Here is a 14,526-nt window from a genome sequence, read left to right as displayed (position 1 = left end):
ATCTGTACCGCATGAAACAGATTGCTTTTGCCCTTGCTTTGACACTGGCCGCACCCGCCGCATGGGCGGCGGAGAAGCTGCCGCTATCGCAGATTTCCAATTACCTGAACGGGTTGAAGACGGTTCAGACGACATTCACCCAGGTGAATGACGATGGCTCGCTGAGCACCGGCAAGCTGTGGATGCAGCGCCCCGGCAAGATGCGGTTTGAATATGACCCACCCAACAGTGCCGTGGTGCTGGCAAGATCCGGAAGTGTTCAGATCTTTGATCCGAAATCGAACCAGCCGCCCGAGCAATACCCGCTTAAGCGCACACCACTGTCCATCGTGCTGGCGCGAAACGTGAACCTGAGCCAGGCAAATATGGTTGTAGGTCACAGCTTTGACGGCACGGCCACCGTCGTCACCGCGCAGGATCCCAAGAACCCCGAAGCGGGTCGGATCGAACTGATGTTCACGGACAATCCGGTCGAGCTGCGCAAGTGGGTGATTCACGACAATGCGGGCAGCCAGACGACGGTATTGCTGGGCGCCCTGAATGAAGGCGGTCGCCTTGATCAGAAGCTGTTCTCGGACAAAAAGAGAAGCGGGTCAGGCAATCGCTGACCCGCTTGTACGTATCAATACCGGCAGTTCGCCAACTGTGCCTGATATAGTTGTGCGCGTGCGTCCACGTCATTGGCAACGTTCAACAACCAGGATTTGCTGTTGTAGCTGCCACGGGCGTAGCCTGTATGGCCTTCGTGATAGGCCAGGTACTGATTGCGCGTATCTGCCGGGTGGATACCGTTACGCTCGTAGCTTTTGTTCATGTACCAGCCGATAAAATCCGAGGCGTCGCGAATGCGATCGCGCTTGGCCCGACGTTTTCCTGTTTCGCGCTGATATTGTTCCCACGTGCCGTCCAGTGCCTGACCATAGCCGTAAGCGCTGCTTTGACGGCCCATTGGGATGACGCCCAATACATATCTATGCGGAGTGCGCGCATCATGCCTGTACCGGCTTTCCTGATAGATGGTCGCCATCTGAACGTGAACCGGAACGCCCCATTTGCGCTCGGTGTTCTTGAAGGCTTTGATATAGTCGGGTTTTTCACGCGCAATACTGCACGCATCGTTTAATCTGCTGGGCGGCTGTTTAGAGCCGCCCCCACAGGATGCCAGAAGCAGCACCCCTAGGAGTACGAAAAGAATTCTGCTCATGTGCCTCGTGCCTTTTTTTGTGTATTCTAGCGCAGATTGAGCGCTTAGGAAATCACAATCGCTATAAAATGATAGCCAGAATAGCCGGTAACGCCGCAACGGAAAGCACGGTGGACACCATGACCATGCCGGCGACGGCGTCGGAATCGGCCCCAAACCGTTCGGCCAACAGGTAAGAGGTTACGGCAACCGGCGTACAGATTTGAAGAACCAGAACGCCTAATGCGATCGTATCCAGATCAAACCATCGTCCGATTCCCCATCCCAGCGCAAAGCACACCGCCAGTTTCAGCGCTGACAGCCACAGCGCCCGCCCCAGGCTGTGCGAAGTCAGGCGGGCGATTGCCACACCCAACGTGACCAACATCAGCGGGACGGCCATTTGCCCCAAAAGCTCCAGCGTGTTGGTCAGAAATGTCGGCGTCTGCCATCCTTGCCACAAAAACACTGCGCCAAGGATCGTCGCCCAGGCCATTGGTTGGCGCGCAACCTGTCCCCACGCCCCTTTCCCGGCGACCAGATAAATCCCGTAAGTGAAAGAAAACAATGCGGTAACTGACAGAAAGACAACAGCATATCCCAGACCAATCTGACCAAAGGCAAAGATGCACAGCGGCAGGCCCAGATTTCCGGTATTGCCGAAGATCAAAGGCGACAGGTATGTTCGCGGGTCCAGTCTCAGCCCTCGAGCGATCAGCCAGAACAACACCGCCAGCAGCAGATTTGCGACCAGTGTCGCCATTGTGAAGCGTGACAGATCATTGCCCGGGATCTCGGTTTGCATCAGGGCAACAAAGATCAGACTGGGCATTGCCAGCATCGTTGCAAAGCGGGTGACGAATTGCAGGCGGTATTCGAAACCCAGCTTAACCCATGTAAAACCAACAGCCGCCAATAGAAAAACCGGCGCCACGATTTCGAACACTGTCAGTATAAGGTTCACAGACTGTTTCCCTGATTTTCACATCAATGATTGGCTTTTCCGCCCGGAAACGGGTAAAAAAAGCGTTGGGGGCTGATACAATGCTAAAGACACGTGCAAAATACGGCTTGGGCCAGGTGGTTCGTCACAAGAAACACCCTTTTCGAGGGGTGATTTTTGACGTGGATCCCGAGTTTTCGAATACCGAAGAATGGTATCAGGCCATTCCGGAAGACAGCCGCCCAAGGAAAGAGCAACCGTTCTACCATCTGCTGGCCGAGAACGACCAATCCTTCTATGTTGCTTATGTTTCAGAACAAAATCTGGTTGCAGACTATTCAGGCGAACCGGTCGAGCACCCGGATATTCCCAATATGTTCGGACCGTTCGAAGATGGTGCATACCCCCTGCATTTCCACCTGAACTAAGTGCGCCGAACCGGCGGGCGTAAGTCTGCCGCAGATCAGTATCCAAGGGCGCAGCCATCCTTGCGTGGGTCGCTGGCACCCTCCAAAACACCGTCTTTTCGGATTCGGATCGCTTGCGCTCCGCCAAGTGGTGTTTCTGGCATCTCAATATTATGGCCGATATCGGACAATTGTTTCGCGATCTCGTCGCTGTAGCCACGCTCCAGTTTCAGAACCGATCTGTCAAAGAAGGCGCGTGGCGCATCGATGCTTTCCTGCAACCCAAGCCCGAAATCGACAAGATTTGACACGAAGCGCGCGTGTCCGGTTGGCTGATAGGCGCCGCCCATGACACCAAATGGCATCGTGACCCGACCGTTCTGCGCCAACATTCCCGGAATGATCGTGTGCATCGGGCGTTTGCCGCCGCCCAGTTCGTTGGGGTGGCCGGGCTGCAATGTGAATCCTGCCCCGCGGTTTTGCAGCAATATGCCGTATTTTCCCGACGCGATACCGGATCCAAAGCTGTGAAAGATCGAATAGATCAACGAAACAGCCATTTGGTCGCGGTCGACGACGGTGATGTAAACCGTGTCCTTGTGAACCGCTTCGGTCAGAGGCGCCGCAGCAGGCATCGCCTTTTGGGGATCGATCAAAGCAGCCAGTCTGGCAGCGATATCCGGATCCAGAAAGCGCTCTACTCTTGCCATGTGGTCGGGATCCGCGATGAACCGGTTTCGAGCGTCATAGGCCAGTTTGGTGGCCTCGGCTTCGATATGAATACGCTCCGCTCCGAATGGATCCATCGAGGCCATGTCAAAATGCTTGAGGATATTCAGTAGCAAAATCGCGGTTGCGCCCTGACCGTTCGGCGGATGTTCCACCAGATCCACACCTTTGTAGGCCCCATGTATCGGCTGCGTTTCAGTACATCTTGTGTGATGAAAGTCCTCAGCGGAATGGACACCACCCCTTTCCGAAAGCGCGGTGATCATATCATCGGCGATTTCACCTGAATAGAACGCGTCGCGCCCGTGGGCCGCGATCTGGCGCAATACCTTCGCCTGTCCCGGCGCACGGAAAACCTGCCCGATCGACGGGGCTTGCCCGTCAATCAGATAGTGGTCGCGGGCGGCGCCCTGAAGTGTTGCGGCACCTGATTTCCAATCGAAAGCGACCCGAGGAGCCACCGGAACACCCGCTTCAGCATAATGAATCGCCGGTTTCAAAATCGCGCCCAAGCCCAGGCGACCCTCGGTCTGGGCCAGGTGGCAAAAGGCATCGACGGCTCCGGGAATGGTCACGGCATCCGGCACGCCCAGAGGTACGGATGACAGGCCCTGATCGCGCAACATCTGGGACTGCGCGGCAGCCGGTGCGCGGCCCGATCCGTTGAGCGCGCGTATCCTGCTTTCGCCGGCACGATTGAACAGAACGAAGCAATCGCCGCCCAATCCGGTCATCTGTGGTTCGCAAATCCCCAAAAGAACAGCCCCGGCAATCGCGGCATCCATCGCGTTGCCGCCCTGGCCCAAGGTATCGATGGCCACTTTGGCCGCCAGTGGATGCGACGTTGCGCACATGCCTTGCGTGGCAAAAACTTCGGATCGGCCCGGATTATGCAGATCACGCATGGCGAATTCTCTCTCGTTAGAACAAGAGAAAGCTATTCACTGATCAGCGATTGTCCAGCGATTTCAGGATGGGAAGTTCCTCGGCGCCATTCACTGGGTGGGGGCTGTGATATGTGGCGCCGAGGGAAGCTATCTGAGCTACGAGTCACTGTATGGTGGTTGTTTGCGGCGCGACAATGTTTCGAAAATGACCTTATTGTGACCAATTGTGGTCGATCACCCGTTGGGTTCAAAATCAAACCGCAGGGACAGACGATTGCATCCACCGCGCCGCTCGTACCGGATATCACTGGTGAGGCGATGGATCAGGAACCAGCCGAACCCACCTTCGGGGAGGTCCTGTAGATCCGTTCCCATCGGAGCAGGGGTGCCATCCGGAAGTCGGTATCCAGGCAGCGGGCGCCCCGTATCCGAGATCAAGATGTCCAGAAGATCCCTGTCCAGCCGGCAGGTGACCTGAACCTTGGCCGCGGCGATGCCATTGTAAGCGTGTTCCACGACGTTGTTGATGGCTTCAGCCAAAGCAATCTTCACATCGCCGGCTTTATGCGGGGGCAATCCCCGTTCCGCCAGACCGACGCTAAGCTTTGCAATGCCCTCGCTGGCCTCTGATTCCGTCGCAGGGAAGGTCAATTCCAGGCAGGTCTTGTTTTCAATCGGCTCCACGCCATCTATCCCCTGCTGCCGTCAGGCGTCTGTCTCTGACAACGCGTCATCCAGAGTTTCAAAAAGTCTGAAAACCGTATCCATGCGTGTCAGGCGAAAGACTTTTTCGACCACTGGCTGCAACCCGGCCAGATCAAGCCTCCGGTCTTTTCCCAGCTGTTTCATTGAAGCAACGATTGCACCCAGACCGCTGGAGTCAATGAACTCGACATCGGACAGATCCAGCACAACGCGATGAGCGCTGTCCTCGGTATTGGTGCGCATGTCTTCCTTGAACTGAATGGCCATTGCAGCATCGATCCGGTCGGCATGAACGGTGATGATCTGAGTTTCGCCGGTTGTCTTGCTGGTCAGCCCCATGATCCTGCCGCCTTCCAAACTGAAATTGAGTCGTAGAAATACGCTAGACGGCAATTCTTACCATTCGGTATTCAAGAGCCCGAAAGCAGGAGGAAAACCCGGATGAGAGACGTTGTTATAGCAGGGGCCGCCCGTACACCGATGGGCGGGTTTCAGGGCATGTTTGACGGTGTTGCTGCGGCTGACCTCGGGGGCGAAGCAATCCGCGCGGCTTTGCAGCAGGCAGGGGTGCAGACGGTCGACGAAGTGCTGATGGGCTGCGTTTTGCCGGCGGGGCAGGGCCAGGCACCTGCGCGGCAGGCCGGATTCGCGGCGGGATTGGGCGAAGAGGTACCCGCCACGACGCTGAACAAAATGTGCGGTTCGGGGATGAAGGCCGCTATGATGTCCTTCGACCAAATTGCATTGGGTCATGCAGATACGATGGTTGCGGGCGGCATGGAAAGCATGACCAACGCGCCCTATCTTCTTCCCAAGATGCGCGGCGGTGCCCGCATTGGCCACGGTCAGGTGGTTGATCACATGTTCCTCGACGGCCTTGAAGATGCCTATGACAAAGGCCGCCTGATGGGGACTTTCGCCGAAGACTGTGCCGAGGCGTATCAGTTCACCCGTGAAGCACAGGATGAATACGCGCTGCAATCTTTGTCCAACGCGCTGTCTGCGCAGGAAAATGGCGCATTCGATCAGGAAATCACACCCGTTACCGTCCGGACGCGCAAAGGTGAAATTCTGCTGGAGACAGATGAGCAGCCAAAATCCGCCCGCCCCGAGAAGATCCCGACGCTGAAGCCTGCGTTCCGCAAGGACGGTACGGTGACGGCCGCCAACTCGTCTTCGATTTCGGACGGCGCGGCGGCGCTGGTTCTTGCGTCGACAGAAACCGCCGAAGCGCGGGGCATGACGGTTCGGGCCCGGATTTTGGGGCATGCGAGTCATGCTCAGGCCCCCGGCCTTTTCACGACGGCTCCGGTTCCGGCGGCGCAGAAGCTCTTGTCACGCATTGGCTGGAGCAAGGATGACGTCGACCTGTGGGAAGTGAACGAGGCCTTCGCGGTTGTGCCGATGGCTTTCATGCACGAAATGGGCTTGCCACGAGACAAGGTGAATGTGAATGGCGGCGCCTGCGCCCTAGGCCATCCCATCGGTGCCTCGGGTGCCCGCATCATCGTTACGTTGTTGAATGCGCTGGAAAAACGTAACCTCAAACGGGGCGTCGCGGCGATTTGCATTGGCGGGGGGGAAGGCACGGCCATTGCCATCGAACGCGTTTGACCCTTCATCTTTTTCCAAATACTCCGGGGGTTCGGGGGCCGTGCCCCCGACCATCCGAAGGGGTTGCAATCAATGACTGCCGATTATGAAACGCTTGCCAAAACCATCGCGGCCCTGACCGAAGGCGAAACGGACCAGGTTGCTCTTATGGCGACTGTCGCCTGCGAGGTTCACCATTCCGACGATCGGTTTGACTGGACCGGGTTTTATCGTGTCACCGAACCGGGCGTTCTGAAGATCGGCCCTTATCAGGGTGGGCATGGTTGTTTGGTCATCCCGTTCGAACGGGGCGTCTGCGGTGCCGCCGCAAGAACGGGCGAAACGCAACTGGTGCCGGATGTCGATGCGTTTCCGGGTCACATCGCCTGCGCCAGCTCAACCCGGTCCGAACTGGTTCTGCCCGTGCGGGATTCGTCGGGACAAGTCCTCGCCGTTTTTGACATTGACAGCGACCAGCCGGATGCTTTCACGCAACAGGATGCGCAAAATCTGGAAGGCATTTTGACCGCAGTGTTTGCCGGGCACTGACCGCTGCGGTCGTTGCGGATGTGCATCAACCCAAGGGATTCCCGGGCGAATGAAGGGCCCGGCTGACTTCATCTTGCAGGCTTCGAAGCGATCTCATATCAGAATCCATAGCGAAGTTTCGTTTTGGGGTGTTTCTCAGGGATGCAAGAGTCTGACATCAATCCGACGGTCGCGGATGAAGCGCCTCGAAAAGGGATCAGACGCGCCCATATGGCGACATTCCCGGATCGCATCGGCGTATTGCCCCATTCGGTGGCAAGCATCGCGCATCAGGTCGACAGAGTTTTCATCTGCCTGAACGAATATCAGGAAGTTCCCGATTTTCTGGGTGAGTTCGACAACGTCACCGCCGTGATCCCCGACCGGGATTACAAGGATGTCGGCAAGTTCATTTTCCAACCGGATCCGGCAGATACCGTTTTTCTGGTCGACGATGATATCGAATATGCGGACAACTATGTCCGTCAGACCATACGCCGGGCGCGGGGCGTCGGACTGGAAAAGCGTGTCTTCGGCTATCATGCCACGACGTTCACAAACCCGACGCCCAAGTCGATACGGCAGCGCACGTTGTTGCGTATGAACCAACGGCTGACCTACTCGACCAGGGTGCACCAGCTGGGAACCGGAACCGTCATGGTGTCCGGGTCGCTGTTCCCGACACTGGAATACATGGAAGGCAGCGAGAAGTTCGTCGATGTGCGTTTTGCCCGTTACTGTTTCGAAAATGGTATCGAAATGTGGACGCTGCCCAGAAATCGCCGCCGCTTTCCCAGCTTGCTTGCCGGGCTTGAGCCGGAAAAGCGCGAAACGATCGCCGACAGTTTCACCCGTCGTTGGCCTCAACATGTGTTGGATGAAGTGAAGGTTTTTGCCGGTCTTCAATTCTAAGGCCGGGCGGGCTTTGCACGATCCAGGCTTTTCCAGATATGTTTCTGTCGCGAAGGGTTTCCCATGTCGCCGCAGCACGACGGGGCAACGATATGTGCTGTCTTTTTGAAATGAAGCCCTTGTACGGCAAACACTGAAATCCGGCTGCTGCGCCCCTGCGGTTATTCTGGTGTTTCAGGGGCCTGTGCGCCTTCTGCTCCTCAATTCTGTCTTTCGCACACGATGATGATCGACACCCAAATGAAACCGGGCGTGAAAAAACGCTTGGAAATTTCACCGGCTTGCTTCATCGTGAAAAACGAAGGAAGAATTTCACAAGATTCGGAGCGGCCTGTGAACAGCCAAGCCCCCCAAAGCGCGACCCTTGGTGCTGACCTGAGGGCCTTGCGCAAGGCCCGAGGGTTGACCCTGACCGAGATCGCAACTCGGCTGGATCGCTCTGTCGGTTGGTTGAGCCAGGTCGAGCGCGATTTGTCCGAGCCTTCAATCTCGGACCTGCGCCAGATTGCCGAATGCCTCGGCGTGCCAATGTCGATGCTGTTTGCGCATTCAGCCGCCCCTGCGAACGAATTGGGCTACGTTGTGCGCGCCGGGTCGCGTCGCCCGATGGGGTCGGGCGAAGAAGGGCTGATCGAAGAGTTGCTGTCGCCGGATCTGACTGATGATTTCGAAATGGTGCATTCCACTTTCGAGCCAAATTCACGGATGCAGACACCGGCCAACCGCCCGACTCAGGAAGTGGGCTATATGATTTCAGGTCGATTGAATCTGACGATCGGGTCGCGTGAATTCCGGGTGGGGCCGGGCGACAGTTTTCGGATCAAACATGAACCTTATCAATGGGCCAACCCCTATGAAGAGCCTGCAGTGGCCATCTGGGTCATTGCTCCGCCGGTGTACTGATGTCATTCGAGGCGTGGTCCATTTTCGCGCTGTTCTGGGTGGTATTCGTCACCACACCGGGGCCTAACGCGGTCAACTGCATCTCGAACGGGATGAGCCTGCCGTTTCTAAAGGCCATGATGGGTGTATTGGCCATACTGACGCAGGCTAGCATGTTTTTGATCCTGTCCGCGCTGGGCGTCACAGCCCTGATTGCGGCTTCTCCGACCGGGTTTTTCGTGGCCAAGTTGGTCGGTGCGGGCTTTCTGATCTGGTTGGGCCTGCGGGGATGGATGAATGCCGGCAAGCCCGCTCCGGTCTCGGAACGCCCGGCCCGGCACGTTTATCTGCACGCGCTGGCAGTGGCCACGATCAACCCAAAAAGCGTCGCGGGCTATCTGGCCGCGTTTTCGCAATTCGTGCAGCCGGACGTGCCGATCTGGCAGCAGATGGTCGTGATTATGCCAACCGCGCTGATCATCACCACGCTCAGCTATACCGGTTTCACCGTGTTGGGCGCCTTGATGGGCAAGGCGGCACTAGGCGCAGTATTCAACATCTGGGTGCGCCGGGTGATGGCGGCCTGTTTCATAATCTACGGCGTGTTGTTGGGAACCAGCACCGCGCCTGCGGCAAGGGGGTAATCTTATGTACAGAGGGTCCTGCCTTTGCGGTTCAGTTGCATTCACCATCGACGGAGACCTTTCACCGCCTTCGGTCTGCCATTGCGGGCAGTGCCGAAAGCAATCCGGCCACGTCTGGGCCTCGACCACGACCCATCAGGACAACCTGAGTTTCTCGGCCCGCGACACGCTGAAGTGGTTCCGTGCATCAGACATCGCACGGCGCGGGTTTTGCAGCAAATGCGGTTCATTCCTCTTCTGGCAACATACCGAAGAGGACACGATTTCGATTGCCATGGGCGCGTTCGATGCGCCCACGGGCCAAAAGCTCTCGAGGCACATCTTTGTGGCTGACAAGGGCGACTATTACGACATCACGGACGATCTGCCCCAACGGGCACAGTAACAGGGACCAAAACTCATGAGTGATTTTCCGACAAAAGCACGCGTGGTCATTATCGGTGGCGGTGTGGTGGGGGCTTCCTCGCTGTATCATCTGGCCAAGAAAGGCTGGACCGACTGCGTTCTGCTGGAAAAGAACGAACTGACCGCAGGCTCGACCTGGCACGCGGCCGGTAACGTTCCGACCTTCTCGACCTCGTGGGCGATCATGAACATGCAGCGCTATTCGACCGAACTGTATTCGCGTCTGGGCGAAGAGGTCGACTATCCGATGAACTACCATGTTTCGGGGTCGATCCGTCTGGCGCACAGCAAGGAACGGATGCAGGAGTTCCAGCGGGCCATGTCGATGGGCCGCTATCAGGGAATTCCGATGGAGATGTGGACGCCGGAGCAGGCCAAGGAACGCTACCCTTTCCTGGAAACTCATGATCTTGAGGGTGTTCTGTATGACCCGACCGACGGTGACATCGACCCGGCACAACTGACGCAGGCGCTGGCCAAGGGCGCGCGTGACATGGGCCAGAAGATCATCCGCTTCTGTCCGGCAACTGGCGTCACCCAGCATGGCGACGGCACCTGGACCGTTCATACCGAAAAGGGCGATATAGGCTGCGACTATGTCGTCAACGCCGCGGGCTACTATGCCCAGCGTGTGGGTGAATGGTTCAAGCCCTATGGTGGCCGCACCGTGCCCGCGATGGTCATGAGCCACCAGTACCTGCTGACTGAGGAAATCCCCGAAATCGAGGCCTGGTCGAAGGAAAACGGCGGCAAGCTGCCGCTGCTGCGCGACGTGGATGTCTCCTACTACCTGCGGCAGGAGAAGAACGGCTTCAACCTCGGCCCCTACGAGCCCAACTGCAAGGGGCACTGGATGACCGAGGACGACCAGATGCCCGAAGATTTCTCGTTCCAGCTGTGGAACGACGATCTCGACCGGATCGAGGACATTGTCGCCGATGCGATGGAGCGGGTGCCGCTGATGGCGACCTCGGGCGTGGGGCGCGTGATCAACGGGCCGATCCCATATGCGCCCGATGGCCTGCCGCTGATCGGCCCGATGCCCGGCGTCAAGAACGCGTTTGAGGCGCATACCTTCACCTTCGGCATCGCCCAGGGCGGCGGCGCGGGCAAGGTACTGGCCGAATGGATCGTGGATGGCGCCACCGAATGGGATATGTGGGCCGTCGATCCGCGCCGCTATACCGACTACACCGATCAGGACTACTGCAACCAAAAGGGTATGGAGGTCTATGGCAACGAATACGCCATGCACTTCCCCTATCACGAATGGCCCGCCGCACGCGACAAGAAGCTGTCGCCGGTACATGCCAAGGTCAAGGAACTGGGTGGCGTTATGGGGGCCTATAATGGCTGGGAGCGCGCCAACTGGTTTGCGCAGCCGGGGGACGATACCTCCGAGGAAAGCACCCACACCTGGGGCCGCTCGGGCCCGTGGGAGCAACGGATCAAGGAAGAATGCGAAGCTGTGCGCGACCATTGCGGCGTGCTCGACCTGCCGGGTTTCTCGCGCTTCGTCGTCAAAGGCGAAGGCGCGGCCGAGACGCTGCGCGGGCTGGTCACCGGCGGCCTGCCCAAGGTGGGGCGGATCAACCTGGTCTACATCGCCGACGATCGCGGCCGCATCCTGACCGAGATGTCCTGCATGCGCCTGAGCGAGGATGATTTCGTGATGATCACCGCCGCCACCGCGCAATGGCACGACCGCGACATCCTGATGAACGCGATGCCTGCGGGCGTCACGGTCGAGGACGTGACCACCACCCGCGACACCCTGATCGTGACCGGGCCGAAATCGCGCGAGATCCTGTCGGGTCTGACCGATGCCGACCTTTCGTTGGGCTGGCTGACCCATCAGGCTGCCACCGTGGCCGGGCAACCCGCCCACCTGATCCGCGTGTCCTTTGCTGGCGAACTGGGCTGGGAGGTGCACGCGCTGAACGAGCACATGCCCGCGATCTATGACGCGATCCTTGCCGCCGGGGCCAAGCCGTTCGGCATGTATGCGCTGAACAGCCTGCGCATCGAAAAGGGCTATCGCGCATGGAAGGGTGATCTGAGCACCGACTACTCGCTGCTGGAAGCGGGTTTGGAGCGGTTTGTCAAACTGGACAAGCCACAGGACTTCCCTGGAAAGGCTGCAATCCTGAACGAAAAGCAGCAGGGTGTGAAAAAGTCGTTCGTCACCCTGACTGTCGACGCAGGTGATTGCGATGCGCCTTACATGTCGTGCATCTGGCAGGGCGATCAGATCGTGGGCGAGACCACTTCCGGCGCATGGGGTTACCGCGTCGGCAAATCCATCGCGCTGGGCATGATCAAGTCAGAACTTGCAAACCCCGGTACCGAGCTCGAGGTTGAAATCTACGGCCAGAAGTGCCGCGCCGTGGTACAGGAGGATCAGCCGCTGTGGGATCCCGCAAACGAGCGGCTGCGCGCCTGACAAACAGGAGGCCCCCATGCGCCCGCGATATTCCAAGATGGGACCTGGTGAAGGTCCCAACTATGACTGGGAAAACGACCATACCTTCGTGAAAGTTTCCGGTCAGGACACGGGCGGAGCCTACACACTGATGGAAGACAACGTGAAGGCCAGCTTCGCACTTGGCCTTCATCGCCACGACAGCCATGCCGGGACATTCTGTTGTCCGGAAGGCGGGGTTGGTTTCCTTGTTGATGTGGATCGCGTTGATGTGGGCTGAGGATCACGAGCCACAGTCCGAAACATTCGGATGATGAGGTCTGAGATGACGATTCCCAATTTCATGTCGGGCGTTTACCTGACGGATCACGGTGGACCCGAGGTTCTGGAATGGCGTGATAATATTCCGGCTCCTGAACCCGGGGCAGGGCAAGTTCTTGTTCGGGTCGCTGCCGCAGGTGTGAACAACACGGATATCAACACACGGGTCGGTTGGTATTCCTCGGGCGTCACCGGTGCGACGGATGCCGTTGATCAGAAGGTCGAAGCGGGCGGTTGGGGCGGTGCATTGCACTTTCCCCGCATTCGGGGCGGAGATCTTTGTGGCATCGTGGAACAGGTTGGGCCGGGTGTTGCCTTCAAACCCGGGCAGCGCGTGACCTGTCCGATAAACCTGCCGCGTCCGCGCCCGGGAAACCCGCAGGGCTTCATTGCGCTTGGTTCCGAAATCGATGGGGCCTTTGCCCAGTATTGTCTGGTTGAAGCCGATGATCTCTATGACGTCAGCGCCTCGCCTCTTTCGGACGTGGAAATCGCCGCCATTCCTTGCGCCTTCGGGACGGCGGAAAACCTGCTGACCCGCGCAGGCGTGACTGCCGGGCACAAGGTTCTGATTACCGGCGCCTCGGGCGGCGTCGGGCTGGCGGCGGTGCAACTGGCCGCCCTGCGCGGGGCGTCGGTTTGGGCTGTAACAGCGGGCACGAAAGCCGAGATCGTGAAATCCCAGGGGGCCGAGAATACGTTTGACCGGAACGACCCGCTGCCGCAGGGTATGTTCGATGTGGTGATCGATGTTGTGGGTGGCCCGGCCTGGCCGTCGCTGATCCTTTCCCTGAAATCCGGCGGGCACTATGCCGTTTCGGGGGCAATAGCAGGCCCGATTGTCGAAGCTGATCTGCGGGACATATATCTGCGCGACATCACCATACATGGGTGCACGCACCAGGCGCCCGAAGTCTTTGCCCGTCTTGTCGAACTGGTGAATACCGGACGGATCAAGCCACTGGTTTCCCGGACCTATCCGTTGAAGGATATTGGTATTGCACAGGCTGATTTTCAGTCAAAGACTCTTCCGGGAAAACTGGTATTGGTGCCCTGAGGAGTAATGACATGGCAGATATCACTCTTTTGGACGGCTCTATCGGGCAGGAACTGGTAAAACGCAGTGGCGACCGGGCGACACCGCTGTGGTCGACGCGCGTGATGATCGATCACCCCGATTTGGTTGCGGAAGTGCACCGCGACTATTTCAGCCGGGGTGCGACGGTCGCGACAACCAATACTTATGCCGTCCATCGCTCTCGCCTGGTGCGGGTGGGGATGGAGGATCAGATGCCCACCCTGATCGACACCGCCCTGACACAGGCCGAACGCGCCCGCACGGAAACCGGGGGGCGGATCGCGGGTGCACTGGGGCCATTGCTCGCTTCATATCGCCCCGACCTTAACCCGGACCCTGCGGATGCGGCTGAAAAGTTCGCTGAACTTGTGGCCATGATGGCCGCGCGGGTCGATCTGTTTTTGATCGAGACCGTGTCCTCGGTGCAAGAGGCCGAGGGCGCATTGCGTGGCACGGTCGGATGCGGAAAACCGGTTTGGCTGTCCCTGTCGGTCAATGATGGCGATGGCAGCCTTCTCAGGTCCGGCGAACCGTTGGCGGACATTGCGCCGTTGATGGAGGAGTTTTCGCCCGATGCCGTGTTAATCAACTGTTCGCGCCCCGAGGCGATCCCGGCGGCGCTCGAGGTTCTGTCCGGCATGAACCGGCCTTACGGGGCCTACGCCAATGGCTTCACGCATATTACGGATGATTTCCTTCAGGATGCGCCGACCGTGGATGCCCTGCAAGAACGGCATGACCTTGGCCCCAGGGCTTATGCGGATCAGGTGATGCGGTGGATCAATCAGGGGGCAACGATTGTTGGCGGGTGCTGCGAAATCGGGCCGGATCATATCGAAGAACTGGCGAACCGGTTGCGGGCCGCCGGTCATAACATCGTTTGAAGA

Annotated in this window: 17 protein-coding genes; 12 read left to right on the top strand and 5 right to left on the bottom strand. The window is 58.4% G+C overall.

The features are described 5' to 3' along the window. The first annotated feature begins 11 nt into the window (after positions 1-11). Positions 12-608 carry an outer membrane lipoprotein carrier protein LolA gene (locus GS611_RS18035; protein ID WP_170345603.1) on the top strand — a complete coding sequence of 199 codons (597 nt, stop codon included), beginning with the start codon at positions 12-14 and terminating at the stop codon, positions 606-608. 14 nt (positions 609-622) lie between these two features. Here the strand turns inward: GS611_RS18035 and GS611_RS18030 are convergent, their stop codons facing one another. After that, entirely contained in the window at positions 623-1,204 is a 582-nt protein-coding gene (locus tag GS611_RS18030) for a lytic transglycosylase (protein ID WP_152459251.1), read from the bottom strand. A 61-nt stretch (positions 1,205-1,265) separates the two neighbouring features. Continuing rightward, positions 1,266-2,147, bottom strand: a complete 882-nt coding sequence (locus tag GS611_RS18025) for an AEC family transporter (protein WP_171637741.1) — start codon at positions 2,145-2,147, stop codon at positions 1,266-1,268. A gap of 80 nt (positions 2,148-2,227) precedes the next feature. Here GS611_RS18025 and hspQ point away from each other — a divergent pair, with 80 nt between their 5' ends. Continuing rightward, positions 2,228-2,554 carry a heat shock protein HspQ gene (gene hspQ, locus GS611_RS18020; protein ID WP_050604943.1) on the top strand — a complete coding sequence of 109 codons (327 nt, stop codon included), beginning with the start codon at positions 2,228-2,230 and terminating at the stop codon, positions 2,552-2,554. 35 nt (positions 2,555-2,589) lie between these two features. On the opposite strand, the gene ggt is transcribed toward hspQ, so the two are convergent. The 3 genes from ggt to GS611_RS18005 all read right to left on the bottom strand — a co-directional run bounded on the left by ggt (position 2,590) and on the right by GS611_RS18005 (position 5,193). Then, a complete protein-coding gene (gene ggt / locus GS611_RS18015) occupies positions 2,590-4,167 on the bottom strand; it encodes a gamma-glutamyltransferase (protein WP_171637739.1) in 1,578 nt (525 codons plus the stop codon). A gap of 216 nt (positions 4,168-4,383) precedes the next feature. Then, complete coding sequence (locus tag GS611_RS18010; protein ID WP_171637737.1) at positions 4,384-4,833, bottom strand: ATP-binding protein; 450 nt, start codon at positions 4,831-4,833, stop codon at positions 4,384-4,386. Positions 4,834-4,854: 21 nt separating this feature from the next. Next, the gene (locus tag GS611_RS18005; protein ID WP_171637735.1) at positions 4,855-5,193 is read right to left on the bottom strand and encodes an STAS domain-containing protein; all 339 of its coding nucleotides are present in this window, start codon (positions 5,191-5,193) and stop codon (positions 4,855-4,857) included. A 102-nt stretch (positions 5,194-5,295) separates the two neighbouring features. Here GS611_RS18005 and GS611_RS18000 point away from each other — a divergent pair, with 102 nt between their 5' ends. The 10 genes from GS611_RS18000 (at position 5,296) to GS611_RS17955 (ending at position 14,523) form a co-directional block, all read left to right on the top strand. After that, a complete protein-coding gene (locus tag GS611_RS18000; protein WP_171637733.1) occupies positions 5,296-6,468 on the top strand; it encodes an acetyl-CoA C-acyltransferase in 1,173 nt (390 codons plus the stop codon). 72 nt (positions 6,469-6,540) lie between these two features. Continuing rightward, the gene (locus GS611_RS17995) at positions 6,541-6,996 is read left to right on the top strand and encodes a GAF domain-containing protein (RefSeq protein WP_171637731.1); all 456 of its coding nucleotides are present in this window, start codon (positions 6,541-6,543) and stop codon (positions 6,994-6,996) included. A 141-nt stretch (positions 6,997-7,137) separates the two neighbouring features. Then, on the top strand, positions 7,138-7,887 hold the full coding sequence (locus GS611_RS17990; protein WP_171637729.1) for a hypothetical protein: 750 nt from the start codon (positions 7,138-7,140) through the stop codon (positions 7,885-7,887). Positions 7,888-8,220: 333 nt separating this feature from the next. Beyond that, positions 8,221-8,790 (top strand): helix-turn-helix domain-containing protein, encoded by a 570-nt coding sequence (locus tag GS611_RS17985; RefSeq protein ID WP_171637727.1) that lies wholly within the window; start codon positions 8,221-8,223, stop codon positions 8,788-8,790. Continuing rightward, positions 8,790-9,413, top strand: a complete 624-nt coding sequence (locus GS611_RS17980; protein WP_171637725.1) for a LysE family translocator — start codon at positions 8,790-8,792, stop codon at positions 9,411-9,413. The genes GS611_RS17985 and GS611_RS17980 overlap by 1 nt, the downstream gene beginning before the upstream one ends. Before the next feature lie 4 nt (positions 9,414-9,417). After that, positions 9,418-9,798 carry a GFA family protein gene (locus GS611_RS17975; protein ID WP_171637723.1) on the top strand — a complete coding sequence of 127 codons (381 nt, stop codon included), beginning with the start codon at positions 9,418-9,420 and terminating at the stop codon, positions 9,796-9,798. A gap of 15 nt (positions 9,799-9,813) precedes the next feature. Then, entirely contained in the window at positions 9,814-12,261 is a 2,448-nt protein-coding gene (locus GS611_RS17970; protein WP_171637721.1) for an FAD-dependent oxidoreductase, read from the top strand. 16 nt (positions 12,262-12,277) lie between these two features. Further along, the gene (locus tag GS611_RS17965) at positions 12,278-12,520 is read left to right on the top strand and encodes a hypothetical protein (RefSeq protein WP_171637719.1); all 243 of its coding nucleotides are present in this window, start codon (positions 12,278-12,280) and stop codon (positions 12,518-12,520) included. Between the two features lie 45 nt (positions 12,521-12,565). Then, positions 12,566-13,618, top strand: coding sequence for an alcohol dehydrogenase family protein (locus GS611_RS17960; protein WP_171637717.1), 1,053 nt, complete (start codon positions 12,566-12,568; stop codon positions 13,616-13,618). Between the two features lie 11 nt (positions 13,619-13,629). Next, positions 13,630-14,523: a homocysteine S-methyltransferase family protein gene (locus GS611_RS17955; RefSeq protein ID WP_171637716.1), complete on the top strand. Its 894-nt coding sequence runs from the start codon at positions 13,630-13,632 to the stop codon at positions 14,521-14,523. The last annotated feature ends 3 nt before the right edge of the window (positions 14,524-14,526 follow it).

This window comes from Ruegeria sp. HKCCD6119, from assembly GCF_013110585.1.
Lineage (GTDB): Bacteria > Pseudomonadota > Alphaproteobacteria > Rhodobacterales > Rhodobacteraceae > Ruegeria.
This window is presented reverse-complemented; position numbering and strand designations above follow the sequence as displayed.